This is a genomic window from Curtobacterium sp. AC272 (assembly GCF_979258155.1).
This window is the reverse complement of sequence record NZ_OZ409838.1, coordinates 1,515,311-1,533,421: the sequence shown is the minus strand read 5'-3', so window position 1 is coordinate 1,533,421 and position 18,111 is coordinate 1,515,311. Positions and strand designations below refer to the sequence as shown.

Sequence of the window (18,111 nt, the reverse complement as noted above, 5' to 3'; positions counted from 1 at the left end):
TCTCAGGCACCGATCTCACGCTTGGCGGCAGCGCGCTCGACGAGCTGCCGGATGACCGCGATCGCGACGATCACGATGAACAGGAGGACCGACGCTGCCGAGGCGGCGCCGAGCCGGCTGTCGGTGAACCCGACGCCGGTGATGAGCTGCAGCGAGACCTGGGTGGAGATGCCCGGCCCGCCGTTCGTCATCAGGTACACCTGGTCGAAGATCTTCAGGCTCGCGATGATCTGCAACAGGATGACCAGCGTCGTGGTGCGACCGAGCAGCGGCAGCGTGATCGACTTGATCTGCTGCCAGTTCGACGCGCCGTCGACCGCAGCGGCCTCGTACAGCTCCCGCGGGATCTCCTGCAGGCCGGCCAGGTAGAGCACGAAGTTGAAGCCGAGGGTCCACCACACGGTGGCGAGGGCGACACCGATCATCGCGGTGTTCGGGCTGGCCAGCACGCCGGCCCCCGGGGTCATCCCGAGCACCGACTGGATGCTCGCGAACAGGCCGGTGCTCGGCGTGAAGATGAACACCCAGATCAGCGAGATCGTCGCCGACGGCAGGATGAACGGCAGGAAGAACGCCAGGCGGAAGAACCACTGGCCCTTGTTCATCCGGTTCGTCAGCACGGCGAACACGAACGCCAGGATGACCAGCGGCGGGGTCGTGTACAGCGTGAACTGCAGCGTGTGCCAGAGCGAGGACCAGAAGTCGTCGCGTCCGAGCATCTCCGCGTAGTTCGCGAACCCGGCGAAGCTGCCGAGACCCGTGCGGACCGTCGAGGTGTTGAAGAAGCTCGTGACGATCATCCAGACCGTCGGGCCGAGCAGGAACGCGATGTAGAACAACCCGAACGGGGCGAGGAAGAGCCAGCCGCTGCGGCCCTGGCCACGGGTCAGGCTGCTGCGGTACGGGCGGAGTCGGCGAGGCGCGCTCGCCGCGTCCGTCGGGCGGTCGAGGACAGGTGCTGTGGTCACGTCATCGTGCCTTTCGCAGGGTGTTCACGTCGTTCGTGGTGGTCGCCGGCCCGATCACAGCGGACTCGGCGTGTTCAGGTAGGTCGACAGCTGGGACTTGATCGCGCTCAGGGCGGCGGCGGGGGAGCTGCTGCCCTGCTGCACGAGCGCCAGCTGGGCGCCCACGGTGTTCTCGAACGTGGATCCGGACCCGCCGTACCAGGCGGCGTCGTCGAACACCGCGGTCTCGGCGGCCGACGCGTAGTTCGACTGCGGCGTCAGCTTCTTGTACGCGGAGCTGTCGTACGTCGGCAGGTACGCAGGGACGTGGCCACCCTGTGCCCAGGTCAGGCTCTGCTCGAGCATCTGCTTGATGAAGAGCATCGCCGCCTGCTTCTGCTCCGGCGTGCGGTCCTTGCGCGGCAGGATGAACGTGTGCGAGTCGGCCTGGGTCGCCGGCTTGTCGAAGAGCTGCGGGATCGGGGCCATCCCGAACTTCAGCCCCTTGATCGACTGTGCGGTGCTGATCTCCCACTCGCCCTGCATGAAGAAGCCCGCCTTGCCCGTGAACATGAGCGTCTGCGCGGTGGCGTAGTCGAGGCCCTTGTTGAGCCAGCCGTTCTTGACCCACTTCTGGGTCATGTCGGTGACCTTCGTGTAGGCGTCCTCGTTGACGGTGAGCTTCGCGCCGCCGTCGCTGATGAACGGCGTCGCGCCCTCGACCTGGTTGTACATCGTCCAGAAGAAGCGCCACGGGGTCGCGACCTCACTGACGTTGGCGACGTTGAGGGCCGTGCCGCCGGTGACCTTCGAGACGGCCGCGAGGGCACTCTCGAACGCGTCGATGCCGGTCAGGTCCTTGAGGTTGCCGTCAGCGTCGAGCAGCCCGGCCTTCTGGCACACGTCAACGTTGTAGAAGAGCACGAAGGGGTGGGTGTCGAGCGGCACACGAGATGTTCTTGCCGTCGGTCTTCTGCGCAGCCCAGGCCTTCTGGTTGAAGTCGGCGGCGCTGAGGCCGACGCCCGCCAGGTCCTCGGACGTGATGGGGTCGAGCAGGTCACCGTCCCAGAGCGGCTTCGCCCGGGTGAGGTGGGAGATCGCGACGTCCGGCGGCTTGTTCCCGACGGTGGCGAGTGTGACCTTCGAGTAGTACGGGTTGCCCCACGCGAACGTCGTCGCCTGCAGTGAGCTCGAACCGCCGTGCTGCTTGGCGTACCCGGCTTCCATGTCCTGCATCCGGACGCCGTCGCCGCCGCCGAAGAGGTTCCAGAAGACGAGCGTCTCGGGGTTGAGGGCACTGCCGGCCAGACCGGCGGCGATGGGGCTGGAGCACGCGGCGAGCGGCAGGACCGTCGCGGCGGCCGCTCCGGCGGCGAGGAAGCCGCGGCGCGAGACGCGCGACGCGGGTGTTGCTGGGCGGTTCGGCATGGCATCACTCCATCGGGATGGGCCGGGCTCGGAGCAGGGTCGGTGCTTCCGTCGGAGCGGTGGGTCGGTGCTCCGTGAGCGCTCACATTAGCGCTCGCGAAGATCATCCGCCACCCCTTTCGCGTCGCCGTGGAACCCGGTAGCGTTTCTGCCAGGTGAGCGCTCACTTTGGTGACGGTCCGCTTCGCTACCCTGGCGCCGGACCGAGCACGCGCACCGCACGACCCGCAGTACCCGCTCTCGCACGATCGAAGGAGATCCATGCCCTGCACACACCTCGTCCTCGACGCCGCGTTCACCGTGGGGCCGGTGCGACGTCGCCTGTTCGGCGGGTTCGTCGAGCACCTCGGCCGCCACGTCTACGACGGCATCCACGAGCCCGCGCACGAGACCGCCGACGAGCACGGCTTCCGGAAGGACGTCGTCGAGCTCGTCAAGGAACTCGGCGTCTCCGCCATCCGCTACCCCGGCGGCAACTTCGTCTCCGGCTACAAGTGGGAGGACGGCGTCGGCCTCGTCGAGCAGCGCCCGAAGCGCCTCGACCTGGCCTGGCACTCGACCGAGACCAACGAGGTCGGCCTGCACGAGTTCCAGCACTGGCTCGACCAGGTCGGTTCGGAGCTCATGCTCGCCGTGAACCTCGGCACACGTGGCACCGCCGAAGCGATCGAGCTGCTCGAGTACGCGAACATCGACGCCGGCACCGCACTGTCCGAGTACCGCAAGTCCAACGGCCGCCAGGAGCCCTTCGCCATCAAGATGTGGTGCCTCGGCAACGAGATGGACGGCCCGTGGCAGCTCGGCCACAAGAACGCCGACGACTACGGCAAGCTCGCCGCCATGACCGCGAAGGCCATGCGCCAGATCCAGCCCGACCTCGAGCTGGTCGCCTGCGGTTCCTCCGGAGCGTCGATGCCGACGTTCGGCGAGTGGGAGCGCACCGTCCTCGAGCACACCTACGACGACGTGGACTACATCTCGGCGCACGCCTACTACGAAGAGGGCGACGACCTGCCGTCGTTCCTCGCCGCCGGCGTCAACATGGACCACTTCATCAAGACGGTCACCACCGCTGCCGACCACGTGCAGGCGCAGAAGAAGTCCGACAAGCGCATCGACATCTCGTTCGACGAGTGGAACGTGTGGTCGATCTCGAAGTGGAACGAGCAGCAGAAGACCTTCGACCGCAGGACTGGCCCGTCGCCCCGCGCCTGCTCGAGGACGTCTACACCGTCGCCGACGCCGTCGTCGTGGGTGGACTGCTCATCTCGCTGCTCCGCCACGCGGACCGCGTCGCCTCGGCCTCGCTGGCGCAGCTCGTCAACGTCATCGGCCCGATCATGACCGAGCCCGGCGGCCCGGCCTGGCGCCAGACGACGTTCTTCCCGTTCTCGGTGACGTCGCGCCTGGCGAACGGCACGTCGCTGCAGGTCAAGGCCTCGGGTGACACCGTCGACGGCGGCAAGTACGGCGAGGTGCCGGTCGTGGACTCGGCCGCCACCGTGACCGAGGACGGCACGGCAGCGGTCTTCCTGATCAACCGCCACCCGTCCGAGTCGACCACCGTCACGATCGACCTCGCGGGCCTGGCAGCCTCGGGCGACGTCCGTGCCGAGGGCGTCTGGGACGACGACATCCACGCCGTGAACGACCTCTCGTCCACCGAGCGCGTCGGGCTCCGTACGAACGAGACGGTGAGCCGCGACGGCGACACCATCACGATCGAGCTGCCGCCCGTGTCCTGGACCGCCGTGTCGATCGGCTGAGACGCCTCGGCGTGCGCTGCGGCGGGCGTCGAGTGAGCACAGAGGACGTCGGGCGCTCGCGCCCGACGTCCTCTGCTCGTTCCCGCGCGGGCGCGCGGGGGCCGAGTCTCGGCCCGGGCGACACTTCTGCGCCCGCGGTCGCGAGATCGGTCGCTCACCGCGAGTCTCGGGGCAGTGTGCCCGAGACTCGGCCGGGCGGCGGACGGGAGGCCCGTGGCGGGCTGGCACCGTGCCTCCCGTCCGGTGGGTCCAGGGATTGCGGGCCGAGTCTCGGCCTGGGCGACACTCTCGCGCCCGCGGTCGCGAGATCGGTCGCTCACTGCGAGTCTCGGCGCGCGGCCGGCGGCCGCGGCCCGCGGCCGGGCCGCGTCAGCGCGCGGCAGGCGGCGGCGCCGTGCTCGCCCGCTCGACCAGGCGCACGGGCACCAGGTCGGGCGCAGCGGACACGCTCTCGCCGTCGATCTGGGCGAGCAGGTTCGCGACGGCTCGGCGCCCGACCTCGTCGAAGGACTGGTGCACGGTGGTGAGCGGCGGCCAGAAGGAGTCGGACTCGGGGAGTCGTCGAACCCCACCACGCTGAGCGACGACGGCACGGACCGCCCGAACTCGTGCGCGGCGCGGAGCACCCCGAGCGCGGTCTGGTCGTTGGCGGCGAACACGGCGGTGATGTCCGGGCGTGTGGCGATGGTGAGGCCGGCGCGGTAGCCGGAGTCGGTGCTCCACCCGCCGTGGAACACCGGCGGGACGTGCCGCCCGGCGCGCTCGAGGGTGTCCTGCCACGCGGCCAACCGGCGTGCGGCGGAGTACGACGAGGTCGGTCCGGCGACGTGCCAGACGGTCTCGTGGCCGAGGTCGAGCAGGTGCTGGGTGGCCTGGCGGGCTCCGTCGGTCTGGTCGGTGTCGATCGCCGGGTGGTCGGTGCTGCCGGTGGAGTCGATGATGACCATGGGCACGCCGTCGGGCAGCACGACCTCGGCCGTGTCGATGATGTGCGACTCGATGATGATCACGACGCCGTCGACGGCCTGTTCGTGCAGGCGGGAGAACGCGGAGCGCACGCCCTCTTCGGTGCGCGAGGCCATCGGCAGCAGCGTGATCGTGAAGTCGGCGGCACCGGCGGCGTCGGCGATCGCCTCGAGCGTGCGCATGTTGCCGAAGGACGCGAGCGTGAACATGATCACGCCGATGGTGCGGAAGCGCCCCGATCGCAGGGCCCGCGCGGCACGGTTCGGCCGGTAGCCCAGGGTGTCCATCGCGCGCTGCACGCGGTCGCGGGTGTCCGGGCTGACGTTGTCGAACCCGCGGGCGACGCGCGAGACGGTCTGCATCGAGACCCCGGCGGCGTCGGCGACGGCGGCCATCGAGGGGAGCGGCGGGTGCCGGCGGGGGACTCGGTCGTCATCGGCTCGAGCTCCTTCCGTTGCGGGATCACGCAGTCTGCGTTCCCGGACGCTAGCGCATGTTGACGTTGCCATGCTATCGTCCTGACGTTCGATGTTGACGTCAACATCTGCGACCGCCAGAGCGCCCGTCACCGGGCCCGGGTCGCGGCAGACGACACCGGACACCCGAACGCAGCAGACGAAGGAGTCACATGAGCACGCTCGCAGCGCGGCCCGGCGAGGCAGCCGCAGCGCAGCCGGCAGCCCCCGCCCGGCAGGTCGCCGGACCAAGGCGCGGGGGCGCTACACCGGCTGGCTGTTCGTCGGACCCTTCGTGGTCGTCCTGATCGCCATGCTCATCGTCCCGATCGGCTACGCCCTCTGGCTCAGCCTGTTCCGCGACCAGCTCATCGGTGGCAACCAGTTCGTCTGGTTCGCCAACTACGTCCAGCTCTTCCAGGACGCCAAGTTCTGGTCCGGCTTCGGTCGGGTCGCGATCTTCCTGGTCGTCCAGGTGCCGATCATGCTCGGGCTCGCACTCGTGGCCGCCCTCGCGCTCGACAGCGCACGGCTCTGGGGCACGAGCTTCTTCCGCATCGCGGTGTTCCTGCCCTACGCCGTCCCCGGTGTCGTCGCGGCCCTGATCTGGGGCTTCATCTACGGCAACCAGTTCGGCCTGACCGGTGCGGCGAACGACGCGCTCGGCATCGACCTGCTGCAGCCGTTCAGCCCCAGCTGGGTGCTGACCTCCATCGGCAACGTGGTCACGTGGGAGTTCCTCGGCTACAACATGCTGATCTTCTACGCCGCACTCCGCACGGTGCCCGGTGAGCTGTACGAGGCCGCCGAGCTCGACGGCGCCGGCCCCCTGCGCACGGTCTTCTCGATCAAGCTCCCGGCCCTGCGCGGCCCGATGGTCATCGCCACGATCTTCTCGATCATCGGCAGCTTCCAGCTCTTCAACGAGCCGAACCTGCTGAAGACCCTGGCCCCGAACGTCATCGGCAGCGCCTTCACCCCGAACATGTACGCCTACTCGCTGTCCTTCAGCGGCCAGCAGTTCAACTACTCCGCCACCGTCGCGATCGTGATGGGCGTGATCACCGCGGTGATCGCCTACGTCGTCCAGGTCCGCGGAACCCGCCAGGAGAACCGATGAGCACCATCCAGCACCCCGCGACCGGCGCCGCCGGGCCGGCCACGGTCACCGAGGCGACCACGACGCAGCGCGACCCGCGCACCCGCTCGACCCGCGCCTCCCGGAAGGCCGAGCGGAAGGCCGAGCAGCACGTCGACGGACGCAAGCCGAAGCGTTCCGGCCTGCTGACCGCGGTCATGGTCGTCTTCGTCGTCTACTCGTTCGCGCCGCTGTTCTACCTGCTCGTGAACAGCACGAAGACGCAGGCATCGCTGCTCTCCACGTTCGGGCTCTGGTTCGGCGGGGACTTCAACCTCTGGCAGAACATCGTCGACACCGTCACGTACAACGACGGCATCTTCCTGCAGTGGTTCGGCAACACGCTGCTCTACGTGGTCGTCGGTGCCGGTGGCGCCACCCTGCTCGCGACCGTCGCGGGCTACGGCATGGCGAAGTTCCAGTTCCCCGGACGCCGGGCGGTGTTCGCCATCGTGCTCGGTGCCATCGCGGTGCCCGGCACGGCCCTGGCGGTCCCGACCTTCCTGCTCTTCTCGCAGGTCGGCCTGACCAACACCCCGTGGTCGATCATCCTGCCGTCGCTCATCAGCCCGTTCGGCATGTACCTGATCTGGACCTACGCAGTCGACGCGATCCCCGCCGAGCTCCTCGAGGCCGCCCGCATGGACGGCGCCGGCGAGTTCCGGATCTTCTTCACCATCGCGCTCCGCCTCCTCGCTCCCGGTGTCGTCACCGTCCTGCTCTTCGCGGTCGTCGCCACCTGGAACAACTACTTCCTGCCGCTCATCATGCTGAGCGACCCGAAGTGGTACCCCCTGACGGTCGGCCTGAACCAGTGGAACGCCCAGGCCACCGGGTCCGGCGCGCAGCCGATCTACAACCTCGTCGTCACGGGATCGCTCCTCACGATCATCCCGATCGTGGTCGCGTTCCTCTTCCTCCAGCGCTTCTGGCAGTCCGGCCTCGCGGCCGGGTCCGTCAAGGCCTGATCCGTCGGACGGGAGGCCCGTGGCGACCCCGCCCCGCGCCCTCCGGTCCGGAACACAGCAGCACTACCCCCTCTCCACGAAGAAGTGAAAGGCACCCCCATGAACAAGCGTCTCCGGCGCGGGCTCAGCGCCCTCGCCATCGGCGTCACCGCCACGATCGCCCTCGCCGCCTGCGCGTCCGGCGGCTCGTCGTCGGGTGGCTCGTCCGACGACATCACCAAGGCGCTGAAGGACGGTGGCACCCTGACCTACTGGTCGTGGACCCCCTCCGCCAAGGCCCAGGTCGCCGCGTTCGAGAAGCAGTACCCCAAGGTGAAGGTCAAGCTCGTCAACGCCGGCACCGGCGCCGACCAGTACACCAAGCTGCAGAACACCGTGAAGGCCGGCTCGGGCGCCCCCGACGTCGCCCAGGTCGAGTACTTCGCGCTGCCGCAGTTCGCCCTGTCCGACTCGCTGCTCGACCTGTCCGGCTACGGCTTCGACTCGCTCGAGGACAAGTTCGCGAAGAGCACCTGGAGCTCGGTCTCGATCGACGACAAGGTCTACGGCCTGCCGCAGGACTCCGGCCCCATGGCGCTGTTCTACAACAAGACGGTCTTCGACAAGCACGACATCGCCGTGCCGAAGACGTGGGACGAGTACGTCGCCGCCGCGAAGAAGCTGCACGAGGCCGACCCGAACGCCTACATCGCGGCCGACTCCGGCGACGCCGGCTTCACCACGAGCATGATCGCCCAGGCCGGTGGCACCCCGTTCACCACCGACGGTGACAAGGTGACCATCAACCTGCAGGACGAGGGCTCGAAGAAGTGGACGAGCACCTGGAACGAGCTCGTCGAGCAGGGCCTGCTGTCGAAGACCGTCGGCTGGACCGACGACTGGTACAAGCAGCTCGGCAACGGTGAGATCGCCACGATGATCACCGGTGCCTGGATGCCCGGCAACCTGGAGTCCGGCGTCGCCCAGGCCTCGGGTGACTGGCGCGTCGCCCCGATGCCGACCTACGACGGTGGCACCGCCCAGACCGCGAACAACGGCGGCAGCGCCGAGGTCGTCATGAAGCAGTCGAAGAACCCGGCCCTGGCCGCGGGCTTCCTGAAGTGGCTGAACTCGTCCAAGGAGTCGACCGACGTCTTCATGAAGTCCGGTGGGTTCCCCTCGACGACCGCTGACCTCGACTCGTCCGCCTTCCTCGACGAGAAGCCGTCCTACTTCGGTGGGCAGCAGATCAACAAGGTGCTCGTCGACGCGTCGAAGTCCTCGGACAACGACTTCACCTACCTGCCGTACCAGGTGTACGCGAACAGCGTCTACGCCGACACCGTCGGTCAGGCGTACGAGAACGGCACCTCGCTCGACGCCGGCCTCGAGGCCTGGCAGAAGGCCCTCGCCAAGTACGGCAAGGACCAGGGCTTCACGGTCTCGACCAAGTAGCACCGGCACCAACTCCGGGGTCGTGCGGACATCGTCCGCACGACCCCGCTGTCTGAAAGAGTCATCTCATGCGATTCGCCATCGGCGACACCGACTTCCTGCTCGACGGCGAGCCGCACCGCGTGCTGTCCGGTGCGATCCACTACTTCCGCGTACACCCCGACCTGTGGGCCGACCGGATCCGCAAGGCGAAGCTGATGGGCCTCAACACCATCGAGACCTACGTCGCCTGGAACGCGCACGCGCCGTCGCCCGACGTCTTCGACCTGACCGGCGGGCTCGACCTCGGCCGGTTCCTCGACCTCGTCGCCGCCGAGGGCATGCACGCCATCGTCCGACCCGGCCCCTACATCTGCGCGGAGTGGACCAACGGCGGCCTGCCGTACTGGTTGTTCGCGGACGGCTCCGTGGGCGTCCGGCGCAACGAGCCCGGGTTCCTCGCGGCGGTCCAGACGTACCTGCAGCAGCTGGCCACCGTGCTGGTCCCGCGGCAGATCGACCAGGGCGGGCCCATCGTCCTGGTGCAGGTCGAGAACGAGTACGGCGCGTACGGCTCCGACCCCGAGTACCTGCGTGCACTCGAGCAGATGCACCGCGACATCGGGCTGACCGTCCCGTTCACGAGCGTCGACCAGCCGATGGGCACCATGCTCGAGGACGGTTCGCTGCCGTCGCTGCACAAGACCGGCTCGTTCGGCTCGCGGTCCGCCGCGCGCCTCGAGCGGCTCCGCCAGGCCCAGCCCACCGGCCCCCTGATGTGCTCGGAGTTCTGGGACGGCTGGTTCGACAGCTGGGGCGAGCACCACCACACCACCTCGGCCACGGACAGCGCTGCGGACCTCGACGTCCTGCTCGCCGCCGGTGGCTCGGTCAACATCTACATGTTCCACGGCGGCACGAACTTCGGCTTCACGAACGGCGCGAACGACAAGGGTGTGTACCGGCCGATCGCGACGTCGTACGACTACGACGCCCCGCTCGACGAGGCGGGCCGACCGACGCCGAAGTTCCACGCCTTCCGCGCGGTCATCGAGCGTTACGCGCCCGTGCCGCCGTTGCCGGCGTCGATGGAGCCGGGTGGGTCGGGTCGACTCGCGTCCGATGCGGCGGACGGAGTCGGCCTGGAGGCCCGGATCGCCCCCGCCACGGACCTCGCCGTCCGCCTCGACCGCGTCGCGTCGCTGCGCTCCCTGCTGCCCACGCTCACGACCTGGTCGGCGCACGACGAGCCGCCGACGTTCGACGCCCTCGGTGCGGCCAGCGGCTTCGTCCTGTACCGGGCCGAGGTCGACCTGCCGACCGGCGGAGTGCTGACCATCGGGGAAGAGGTCCGCGACCGCGCGATCGTGTCCGTCGACGGCGTCGTCGTCGGCGTCCTGGAGCGCGAGCACCACGACCGCGCCGTCGTCCTGCCGCCGGTGACCGGCACGCTCGAACTGCTCGTCGAGGACCAGGGCCGGGTCGACTACGGCATCCGCATCGGCGAACCGAAGGGCCTGATCGGCGGGGTCGCCGTCGACGGTGTCCCGCTGTCGCGCTGGACCGCGGCACCGTTGGCGCTCGACCCGATCGCACCGTCCGCCCTCGATGCGCTGTCGGCTGTGGAACCGACCGACGGCGAGGTGCTCGCCGGGCCGACCTTCGCCGCAGGGTCGTTCGACCTCGACGCGGTGGACGACCGCTACCTGGCGCTCGACGGCTTCCGCAAGGGTGTCGCGTGGGTGAACGGGTTCTGCCTCGGCCGGTACTGGTCGCGCGGCCCGCAGCAGACCCTGGCGATCCCTGGCCCGGTCCTGCGCCAGGGCCGGAACGACCTCGTCGTCCTCGAGCTGCACGCGTCGGCGTCCCGCACGGCCCACCTGCTCCTCGAGCCGAGCCTGGGCCACACCGAGGGCTGACGTGGCTCGCCGCGTACCTGGTCGAATCGGGCGTACCTGGTCGGAACTTTCGACCAGGTACGCCCGATTCCGCTTCCCACCGCGGGCGTCATGGGACGTTTCGGACTTCGTGAGTCGCTGCCCACGCCCGCACCTCGAGGAGCGCCTCGCGTCGCCAGCGCCAGAGCGGAGCGAACCTCGTGCCGTCGTCCTCCCATGCCCGGGTCAGCAGCCAGATCTGCCGTCGGTGGTCGACCCCGCGATCGTCGCGCCACTCGACGTACGCGTCGTCGAGCACCGCGGTGACGCCCGCACGCGGTGCGGTCCACGACGACAAGAAGCCGGAGTACCGGAGGGTTTCGTCGGACAGGTACACGGCGACGCGTCGGAGCCTGGCCGTGGCCCAGGTCCCGCCGGCGATGAAGGCGACACCGAGGACGAAGACGAACACCCGCGCAGATGCTCCGGGCACGAAGGCCACGCTCGCAAGTGCGACTCCGGTCCCGATCATCACCGGGCCGAACACGATGAGGTTCAGGATGCGGTCCAGGCGCGGCGGACGGATCGTCGTCACGGCAGAGCGTCCAGATCGGCGAGGGCCTGCTCGGCGTCGGCGATCCGATCGGCCTCGGGGCGCGTCCACCACTCCGGACCCCGTTCGCCGAGCCCGTGCTTCGCGAGTCCGTTCCGGTGCCGGGCCGCGGCCAAGGCGTCGTTGTCGCCCACGCGCTTGGCCTGCTTGACGGCGTTCCGCCCACGACCGAGGTGGCTCGAGCGCCGCCGCGACGTCCCAGGGCAGCGCGGGGTCGGTGCGGCGCCATCGTCGCCCGTTGACGACGAAGAAGTGGTCGTCGGCTTCGGCGGTCATGGTCCGAGCGTGCCAGGTCACGCCTGGTGGCGCTCCGCCAGGGCTCGTCGGACCTGGTCACCGCGCAGGGGCGTCCGGCCAGCGTGCCGCGCGGGACGTCTGCCGCCCGGAACCCGTCGAGCACCAGGTCCACCCAGCGTCGGTACGCCTCGGGTGCGACACGGCCGAAGGTGCGGATCGTCTCCGCGATCGACAGCTGCAGGAGTGCGACGTCGGCCAGGGTGGCGTCGGCGCGGATGACCGCGGCCGCCTGCCCGGCTGTGAAGAGGGCGTCGATCCCGTCCTGCACCGCGATGCGGAGCCGGAGGAGTTCCGGAGCGTCGCGGTAGTCGGTGGTCATGAGCTCGCTGAACCCGGTGCGGCGCGCCTCGATGGCCGCCGTCTCGCGGACGAAGGTCGCGAAGCCCTCCCATGGGTCCGAGGCGGACAACTCGCGGCAGTGCTCGACGAGGTCGAGCACCTCGTGCATCGGATCGACCAGGACGGCTTCCCACAGCGCCGCGCGGGTCGGGAAGTGCCGGTACAGGGTCGCGTTGCCGAGTCCCGCTGCGACCGCGATCGGCTCCAGTGCAGCCTGGAGGCCGTGGTCGGTGAACGCGGACCGGGCCGCGTCGACGAGCGCCTGACGGTTCCGGGCGACGTCTCGGCGGGTCATGCACCGAGCCTAGATCGCGTGGCCGGGAATACGGGGAGCAGTGCCCGGTTTGAAACGGGGACAACCATCCGTTTCACTCCCTGGAGTTCCCCGTGCACATCGCTGCCGTCGTCCTGTCCCTCGTCCTCGCCGTGGCCCTGCTCGGCTCGGGCGTCATGAAACTCGTCCGCAACCCGAAGATCGTCGCCTCGATGCAGGCCGTCCACGTCACCGCCTCGCAGATGACGGTCCTCGGGGTGCTCGAGGTCGCCGCTGCGGCCGGGCTCGTCATCGGCATCTGGTGGGTGCCGCTCGCCATCGCCGCGGCCATCGGCGCGGCGGTCTACTTCGTCGGCGCCGTGGTGGCGCACCTCCGAGCGCACGACCGGGACCTGCAGGGCGCCGTCGTCCTGCTGGTGCTCTCGGTCGCGACGCTCGTGGTGCTCCTGCTCGCGCTGTAGCCCGCTGTTCCGGGCCGACGGCTCAGGGGATGAGTCGGTCGGCCCGGTAGCGCGCGAAGAGGTCGGCGAACGCGCGTTCGGTCCGGCGGAAGGCCGTGAACCCGGCCTCGCGGCTCTTCCCCATGTCGGTGACGACCTCCATCGCGCGACCGAGGTCGGCGTCGGTGTGCCACCACGAGGCGAGCCGTGTGATGTCCGCCTCGGCCAGACCGTGTCGCTCGGCGATGCCGGCCCACTCCGACTCGTACGGCGCCATCTGCTGCTCGAGCGGACGCGGCTCGTCTTGGTACCCGACCACGCGCGCCGGGTCGACGCCGAGGTGTGCAGCCAGGCGCGGCCACATCCAGCGCCACCGGAAGACGTCGCCGTTCACGATGTTGAAGGCCTCGTCGGCACCCTCGGGTGCGGTCGCCGCCCAGACCATCTGCTCAGCGAGGATCCCCGCCTCGGTCATGTCGGTCAGGCCGTTCCACTGCGCCTCGCTGCCCGGGAACACGAAGTCCAGGTCGAGCTCCTTCGCCAGGGTGGCCTGCACCGCGATCGTCAGGCCCATGTTCATCGCGTTGCCGACGGCGTGCCCGATCACGGTGTGCGAGCGGTGCACCGACCACGTGAAGCCCTGGCGCTCAGCGGCGGCGAAGAGTTCGTCCTCCTGCGCGTAGTAGAAGTTCGGGGTGTCCAGGCGGGGCTCTTCCTCGTGGAAGGGCGTGTCCGGCATCTCGCCCGCGGCGTAGGCCTCGAAGGGGCCGAGGTAGTGCTTCAGCCCGGTCACCAGCGCGACGTGCGCCAGTGGAGCGTGCGCGAGTGCGGCGAGCAGGTCGCGGACCATGCCGCCGTTCACGCGGATGTTCTCGGCTTCGGTCTCCTGGCGCTGCCACGCGGTGAAGAACACGTGCGTGGGACGTTCGTCGGTCAGGGCGGCGCCGAGGCTGTCGGGGTCGCGGAGGTCCGCGGCGACGGTCCGGACGTCCTGCTGGGGGAGCGGTCGGCGCGACAGCGCGGTCACGTCCCAGCCGAGGCCGAGCAGGTGGCTCACCAGGGCGGAGCCGGTGATGCCGCTCGCGCCCACGACGAGGGCTCGGGGCTGGACGGGGGTCGGTTCGGTCGATCCGGTTGCAGTCATCTCCGTCCCCAACCGACGGTGCGCGACAGGTGTTCCCTCACCGCGGGCGACGACCGGGTGGTGTACACAAATCCGCCCCACGTGGACTCAAAATCGGTACACTGCTTCCGGAGGCCAGCATGCAACTCGTGAAACCACTCGCCACACTCCTCGGTACCACCCAGGCAGACGCACTCCGAGTGCTCGCCCGGACCGATGCCGGCATGACCGGCCGCCAGGTGGCGCGAGTCGCCGGCGCCGCACAGCACACCGGCATCAAGCGGGCGCTCGACAAACTGGAGCAAGCGGGCCTCGTCTGCGTGGATCGTGGCCTCCAGCACTCGGCGTACCGGGTGAACCGTGAGCACCTGCTTTGGCCAGCGGTCGAACTCGGCCTCGATGCTGGTGACGAACTCGAGCGCCGGATCGCAGCGTTCGTCGAGTCTGCGGGCGCGGGGGTGCTCTCGGTGTCGATCTTCGGCTCCGTCGCTCGCGGCACCGCCACTCCGGCATCCGACCTCGATCTGCTCGTCGTGTTCGCCGATGCCGTCGACACCGAAGTGGTGGTCCGCCTCGGTGATCTGGTCCGGCGATGGACCGGGAACGAGTGTCAGGTCTTCGATGTCACCCGTGCAGACCTCCGCCGATTCGTTGCCGAGGGGGATCCGCTGGTCGGCTCGTGGCGTGACGAGGCCCGGACTGTCTTCGGCGAGGAGATCAGGACACTCATCTGATGGCCGGCCGAGTGCGGGCGGTCGATCGGCGTGCCGTCGAGATGCGACGGGACGAGGCGGCGTCCTACTTCGAAGTCGCGCAGATGTACGCCGAGTCGGCCAGCCACGCTGACTGGAAGACCGCCGGCGCGAATGCCGTACTGGGAGGCATCGCAGCACAGGAGAAGACCCGTGCACTCGTCACGGCACTCGAACGGCTCGTTCGGACACTGCACGAGCGTCTCTGAGTGCCCGCGGCTCACCGCGGGCGGCGGATGCGGATCGGGCCCTTCGCAGTCGACGGGTCCACGACGGAGCCGCCCTGGGTGATCTCGACCTCGCCGCGGGCCATCATGCGCCGGGCCGCTCGACGAGCGGGTTCCATGAGCGGGCGCCAGTCGTCAGGATCGAGCGACCTCGCCACCTCGGACGGGCAGATGCTCGAAGTGCGTGCCCGTGCGGCGAGCAGTTCATCGATGCGCTGTTCGAGCGCCAGGTCCGTCGGGTCGACCCCGTGGCGACGGCAGGCACGGGAGCACCACTTGGCCTCGGGCGCCGCCGTCGACGGCATCCGACGGCCGCACGACGCACAGGTCCGCTCGGCCTGTGCCGACTCCGACGCCGCAGCGTCCGCTTCCGTCCTGATCGCACGTCCCATGCCCACATCCTCGTCCTGCCGTCCCTGTCCGTTCCCAGCACGGGAGCGCCCAGCACAGGCGCGGCTGGCAGCATCGGAGCGGTGAGCACCGACACCGCACCGATCCGTCCGCCCGAGCCCGCGTGGGTCCCGCACGTCATGTGGTGGCACGTGTACCCGCTCGGGTTCGTCGGGGCGGACGTCCGCCCGGGGGTGCCGGTCGAGGAGCGCGCCGTCGAGCACCGTCTCGGTCGCATCGAACCCTGGCTCGACCACATCGTGGACCTCGGGCTGAACGGCCTCGTGCTCGGGCCGGTGTTCGCGAGTTCCACCCATGGCTACGACACGGTGGACCACTTCCGGATCGACCCTCGACTCGGCGACGACGCCGACCTCGAGCGCCTGGTGTCCGCGGCGCACGAGCGGGGGATCCGGGTCCTGCTCGACGGTGTCTTCAACCACGTCGGCCGTGAGCACCCGGCGTTCCGGGCGATCGAAGAAGCAGGACCGGACGCGGCGACCGCTGGCCTGTTCGCGATCGACTGGTCGGGGTGGTCGCCGGGGCAGCCGGTGCCCGTCGGGTTGTTCGAGGGACACGACATCCTCGTGGCGCTGGACCACGACAGCCGAGCGACCGAGGACCTCGTCGTGCAGATCATGACGCACTGGCTTGAGCGTGGGATCGACGGCTGGCGCCTCGATGCGGCGTACGCGGTGCCACCGGCGTTCTGGGCCAGGGTGCTGCCGCGGGTGCGCGAGCGGTTCCCGGACGCGTGGTTCAGCGGTGAGGTGATCCACGGCGACGCGGCGGCGATCGCGCGGGAGTCGACCATGGACTCGTTGACGCAGTACGAACTGTGGCAGGGCATCTGGCACGGCATCGCGGACGGCAACGGCCACGAACTGGCGCACGCGATCGAGCGGCACGACGCCCTGCTGGAGACGTTCGCCCCGACGACGTTCATCGGCAACCACGACGTCACCCGCATCGCAAGCGCGGTGGGGGAGCAGTTCGCCGGACACGCGGCCGCGGTGTTGTTCACCGTCGCCGGCACCCTGATCGTCTACGCGGGCGACGAGTACGGCTGGACCGGGGTGAAGGAGGAACGCGAGGGTGGCGACGACGCGGTCCGACCGGAGTTCCCGGACGCACCACCCGCAGCGGGCGATCTGACGCACGCGTACGAGGCCCTGATCGCCCTGCGCCGCCGCAACCCGTGGTTGCACCGGGCGCACACCGACGTCGTGTACGTGACCAACACGGCGATCGTCCTGCGCACCGCGACGTCCGACGCGGCGGTCGTGACCGCCCTGAACCTGTCGGCCGATCCCGTCGAGGTGCCCGCGGCGGATGCGACGCAAGTGGAGGCTGGCGGCGCGGATCTCGGGGACGGAACCCTGCGCCTCCCGGCCCGGGGTTGGGCGGTCCTCACCCGCTGACGCGACGAGACTCGGGCTGGGCGACAGTCCTCGCGCCTGGTGACGCGAGTCGTGTCGCTCAGCCCGAGTCTCGGGGAGCGGCGGACGCCCTACTTGCGCGCGGCAGCCGCCCGACGCTTGTTGAACACGTCGAACGCGACGGCGGCGAGCAGGACCAAGCCCTTGATGAGCGACTGGTACTCGGTGCCGACACCGAGGATCGACATGCCGTTGTTCAGCAGGCCGATGATGAGACCGCCGACGATGGCGCCGGGGACCGTGCCGATGCCGCCGGTGACCGCTGCGCCACCGATGAACACCGCGGCGATGGCGTCGAGCTCGAAGCCGTTGCCCGCACCGGGTGCCGCCAGGTTGAGCTGGCCGGTGAAGACCACGCCGGCCAGGGCCGAGATGACCCCCATGTTGACGAAGAGCATGAACGTGACGCGCTTCGTCTTCACGCCGGACAGCTGCGCGGCCAGGGCGTTGCCGCCGATGGCGTAGACGTGGCGGCCGAACACCGCGCTCCGCATGATGACCGAGTAGATCACCACGAGCGCACCGAGGATGACGAGCACGATCGGGGTGCCGTTGTAGCTCGCGAGCAGCAGGGCCACGTAGACGACCAGCACGACGCCGAAGACGAGCTTCACGATGAACCAGGCGAACGGTTCGCTCTCGAGCTGGTACTTGCGGCGGGTGGCCCGGCCGCGGAACGCGGTGACGGCCATGACGGCCGCGGCGGCGAAGCCGAGGATCATCGTGAGCGGCTCGTACCCGGTGGTGCCGAACGACGGCAGGAAGCCGGAGCCGAGGGCACGGAACCCGTCCGGGAACGGCGAGATCTGCTGGTTGTGCAGCACGATCTGGGCCGCACCGCGGAAGGCGAGCATGCCGGCCAGGGTGACGATGAACGCCGGGATCCCGAAGTAGGCGATCCAGAACCCCTGCCAGGCGCCGACGAGCGCTCCGACGACGAGGCAGAGCACGACGGCGATCGGCCACGGGATGTGCCACTGCGTGATCATCACGCCGGCCATGGCGCCGGTGAAGGCGACGACCGACCCGACGGACAGGTCGATGTGCCCGGCGATGATGACCATCACCATGCCGATGGCGAGGATGAGGATGTAGCTGTTCTGGACGATCAGGTTCGAGACGTTGATCGGGGCCAGGGTGATGCCGTTGGTCGTCACCTGGAAGAAGACGACGATGACGATCAGCGCGATGAACAGGCCGATCTGTCGGAGCTGCCCGGTGAGGTAGCCGGCGGCGGACTTAAGCGCGTTCATTGACA

At 69.5% G+C, this 18,111-nt stretch carries 16 protein-coding genes and 3 pseudogenes; 9 read left to right on the top strand and 10 right to left on the bottom strand.

Features of this window, described 5'->3' with window-relative positions:
* Window positions 1–2: 2 nt before the first annotated feature.
* Genes ACZZ0J_RS07760 through ACZZ0J_RS07750 form a run of 3 tightly spaced genes read right to left on the bottom strand, consistent with a single transcriptional unit; the run spans window position 3 to window position 2,376 of the window.
* The gene (locus tag ACZZ0J_RS07760; RefSeq protein ID WP_463436117.1) at window positions 3–968 is read right to left on the bottom strand and encodes a carbohydrate ABC transporter permease; all 966 of its coding nucleotides are present in this window, start codon (window positions 966–968) and stop codon (window positions 3–5) included.
* A gap of 54 nt (window positions 969–1,022) precedes the next feature.
* Window positions 1,023–1,895 (bottom strand): type 2 periplasmic-binding domain-containing protein, encoded by an 873-nt coding sequence (locus tag ACZZ0J_RS07755; protein ID WP_463436115.1) that lies wholly within the window; start codon window positions 1,893–1,895, stop codon window positions 1,023–1,025.
* Entirely contained in the window at window positions 1,852–2,376 is a 525-nt protein-coding gene (locus tag ACZZ0J_RS07750; RefSeq protein WP_463436113.1) for a hypothetical protein, read from the bottom strand. Before ACZZ0J_RS07750 ends, ACZZ0J_RS07755 begins: the two co-directional genes overlap by 44 nt.
* Before the next feature lie 261 nt (window positions 2,377–2,637).
* On the opposite strand from ACZZ0J_RS07750, the pseudogene arfA reads away from it, so the two are divergent.
* Window positions 2,638–4,142: pseudogene (arfA, locus tag ACZZ0J_RS07745) on the top strand (arabinosylfuranosidase ArfA).
* A 369-nt stretch (window positions 4,143–4,511) separates the two neighbouring features.
* Here arfA and ACZZ0J_RS07740 read toward each other — a convergent pair.
* Window positions 4,512–5,470: pseudogene (locus ACZZ0J_RS07740) on the bottom strand (LacI family DNA-binding transcriptional regulator).
* Between the two features lie 388 nt (window positions 5,471–5,858).
* Here ACZZ0J_RS07740 and ACZZ0J_RS07735 point away from each other — a divergent pair.
* The 4 genes from ACZZ0J_RS07735 (at window position 5,859) to ACZZ0J_RS07720 (ending at window position 11,001) form a co-directional block, all read left to right on the top strand.
* Complete coding sequence (locus tag ACZZ0J_RS07735; RefSeq protein WP_240347395.1) at window positions 5,859–6,683, top strand: carbohydrate ABC transporter permease; 825 nt, start codon at window positions 5,859–5,861, stop codon at window positions 6,681–6,683.
* Window positions 6,680–7,669: a carbohydrate ABC transporter permease gene (locus ACZZ0J_RS07730; RefSeq protein ID WP_207906668.1), complete on the top strand. Its 990-nt coding sequence runs from the start codon at window positions 6,680–6,682 to the stop codon at window positions 7,667–7,669. Before ACZZ0J_RS07735 ends, ACZZ0J_RS07730 begins: the two co-directional genes overlap by 4 nt.
* 99 nt (window positions 7,670–7,768) lie before the next feature.
* On the top strand, window positions 7,769–9,103 hold the full coding sequence (locus tag ACZZ0J_RS07725; RefSeq protein ID WP_194646725.1) for an ABC transporter substrate-binding protein: 1,335 nt from the start codon (window positions 7,769–7,771) through the stop codon (window positions 9,101–9,103).
* Between the two features lie 68 nt (window positions 9,104–9,171).
* Window positions 9,172–11,001: a glycoside hydrolase family 35 protein gene (locus ACZZ0J_RS07720; protein ID WP_463436107.1), complete on the top strand. Its 1,830-nt coding sequence runs from the start codon at window positions 9,172–9,174 to the stop codon at window positions 10,999–11,001.
* A gap of 88 nt (window positions 11,002–11,089) precedes the next feature.
* Here ACZZ0J_RS07720 and ACZZ0J_RS07715 read toward each other — a convergent pair whose 3' ends face one another.
* The 3 genes and pseudogenes from ACZZ0J_RS07715 to ACZZ0J_RS07705 form a co-directional block, all read right to left on the bottom strand.
* Window positions 11,090–11,554 (bottom strand): hypothetical protein, encoded by a 465-nt coding sequence (locus tag ACZZ0J_RS07715; RefSeq protein ID WP_123338690.1) that lies wholly within the window; start codon window positions 11,552–11,554, stop codon window positions 11,090–11,092.
* Window positions 11,551–11,706 carry a hypothetical protein gene (locus ACZZ0J_RS07710; RefSeq protein ID WP_463438244.1) on the bottom strand — a complete coding sequence of 52 codons (156 nt, stop codon included), beginning with the start codon at window positions 11,704–11,706 and terminating at the stop codon, window positions 11,551–11,553. The genes ACZZ0J_RS07715 and ACZZ0J_RS07710 overlap by 4 nt, the downstream gene beginning before the upstream one ends.
* Before the next feature lie 257 nt (window positions 11,707–11,963).
* Window positions 11,964–12,503: pseudogene (locus ACZZ0J_RS07705) on the bottom strand (TetR/AcrR family transcriptional regulator); the annotation flags it as partial.
* A gap of 92 nt (window positions 12,504–12,595) precedes the next feature.
* Here ACZZ0J_RS07705 and ACZZ0J_RS07700 point away from each other — a divergent pair.
* Window positions 12,596–12,943, top strand: coding sequence for a DoxX family protein (locus ACZZ0J_RS07700; protein WP_463436105.1), 348 nt, complete (start codon window positions 12,596–12,598; stop codon window positions 12,941–12,943).
* Between the two features lie 22 nt (window positions 12,944–12,965).
* Here the strand turns inward: ACZZ0J_RS07700 and ACZZ0J_RS07695 are convergent, their stop codons facing one another.
* Window positions 12,966–14,066, bottom strand: coding sequence for an SDR family oxidoreductase (locus tag ACZZ0J_RS07695; protein ID WP_463436103.1), 1,101 nt, complete (start codon window positions 14,064–14,066; stop codon window positions 12,966–12,968).
* 203 nt (window positions 14,067–14,269) lie between these two features.
* Here ACZZ0J_RS07695 and ACZZ0J_RS07690 point away from each other — a divergent pair, with 203 nt between their 5' ends.
* Both ACZZ0J_RS07690 and ACZZ0J_RS07685 read left to right on the top strand, forming a co-directional pair.
* Window positions 14,270–14,779, top strand: coding sequence for a nucleotidyltransferase domain-containing protein (locus ACZZ0J_RS07690; RefSeq protein WP_173169219.1), 510 nt, complete (start codon window positions 14,270–14,272; stop codon window positions 14,777–14,779).
* Window positions 14,779–15,006 carry a hypothetical protein gene (locus ACZZ0J_RS07685; RefSeq protein WP_463436100.1) on the top strand — a complete coding sequence of 76 codons (228 nt, stop codon included), beginning with the start codon at window positions 14,779–14,781 and terminating at the stop codon, window positions 15,004–15,006. Before ACZZ0J_RS07690 ends, ACZZ0J_RS07685 begins: the two co-directional genes overlap by 1 nt.
* Window positions 15,007–15,017: 11 nt before the next feature.
* Here the strand turns inward: ACZZ0J_RS07685 and ACZZ0J_RS07680 are convergent, their stop codons facing one another.
* Window positions 15,018–15,416: a DUF3253 domain-containing protein gene (locus ACZZ0J_RS07680; RefSeq protein WP_463436098.1), complete on the bottom strand. Its 399-nt coding sequence runs from the start codon at window positions 15,414–15,416 to the stop codon at window positions 15,018–15,020.
* A gap of 81 nt (window positions 15,417–15,497) precedes the next feature.
* Here ACZZ0J_RS07680 and ACZZ0J_RS07675 point away from each other — a divergent pair, with 81 nt between their 5' ends.
* A complete protein-coding gene (locus ACZZ0J_RS07675; RefSeq protein WP_463436096.1) occupies window positions 15,498–16,835 on the top strand; it encodes an alpha-amylase family glycosyl hydrolase in 1,338 nt (445 codons plus the stop codon).
* A gap of 89 nt (window positions 16,836–16,924) precedes the next feature.
* Here ACZZ0J_RS07675 and mmsB read toward each other — a convergent pair whose 3' ends face one another.
* Entirely contained in the window at window positions 16,925–18,106 is a 1,182-nt protein-coding gene (gene mmsB, locus ACZZ0J_RS07670; protein WP_111086259.1) for a multiple monosaccharide ABC transporter permease, read from the bottom strand.
* Window positions 18,107–18,111: the final 5 nt, after the last annotated feature.

What these genes read in the sequence shown, in the direction of transcription:
- ACZZ0J_RS07730 (WP_207906668.1), top strand. Translation starts at nt 6,680, where the DNA reads ATGAGCACCATCCAGCACCCCGCGACCGGCGCCGCCGGGCCGGCCACG.
- ACZZ0J_RS07725 (WP_194646725.1), top strand. Translation starts at nt 7,769, where the DNA reads ATGAACAAGCGTCTCCGGCGCGGGCTCAGCGCCCTCGCCATCGGCGTC.
- ACZZ0J_RS07695 (WP_463436103.1), bottom strand. Translation starts at nt 14,066, where the DNA reads ATGACTGCAACCGGATCGACCGAACCGACCCCCGTCCAGCCCCGAGCC.
- ACZZ0J_RS07680 (WP_463436098.1), bottom strand. Translation starts at nt 15,416, where the DNA reads ATGGGACGTGCGATCAGGACGGAAGCGGACGCTGCGGCGTCGGAGTCG.
- mmsB (WP_111086259.1), bottom strand. Translation starts at nt 18,106, where the DNA reads ATGAACGCGCTTAAGTCCGCCGCCGGCTACCTCACCGGGCAGCTCCGA.
- ACZZ0J_RS07750 (WP_463436113.1), bottom strand. Translation starts at nt 2,376, where the DNA reads ATGCCGAACCGCCCAGCAACACCCGCGTCGCGCGTCTCGCGCCGCGGC.
- ACZZ0J_RS07685 (WP_463436100.1), top strand. Translation starts at nt 14,779, where the DNA reads ATGGCCGGCCGAGTGCGGGCGGTCGATCGGCGTGCCGTCGAGATGCGA.
- ACZZ0J_RS07690 (WP_173169219.1), top strand. Translation starts at nt 14,270, where the DNA reads ATGACCGGCCGCCAGGTGGCGCGAGTCGCCGGCGCCGCACAGCACACC.
- ACZZ0J_RS07720 (WP_463436107.1), top strand. Translation starts at nt 9,172, where the DNA reads ATGCGATTCGCCATCGGCGACACCGACTTCCTGCTCGACGGCGAGCCG.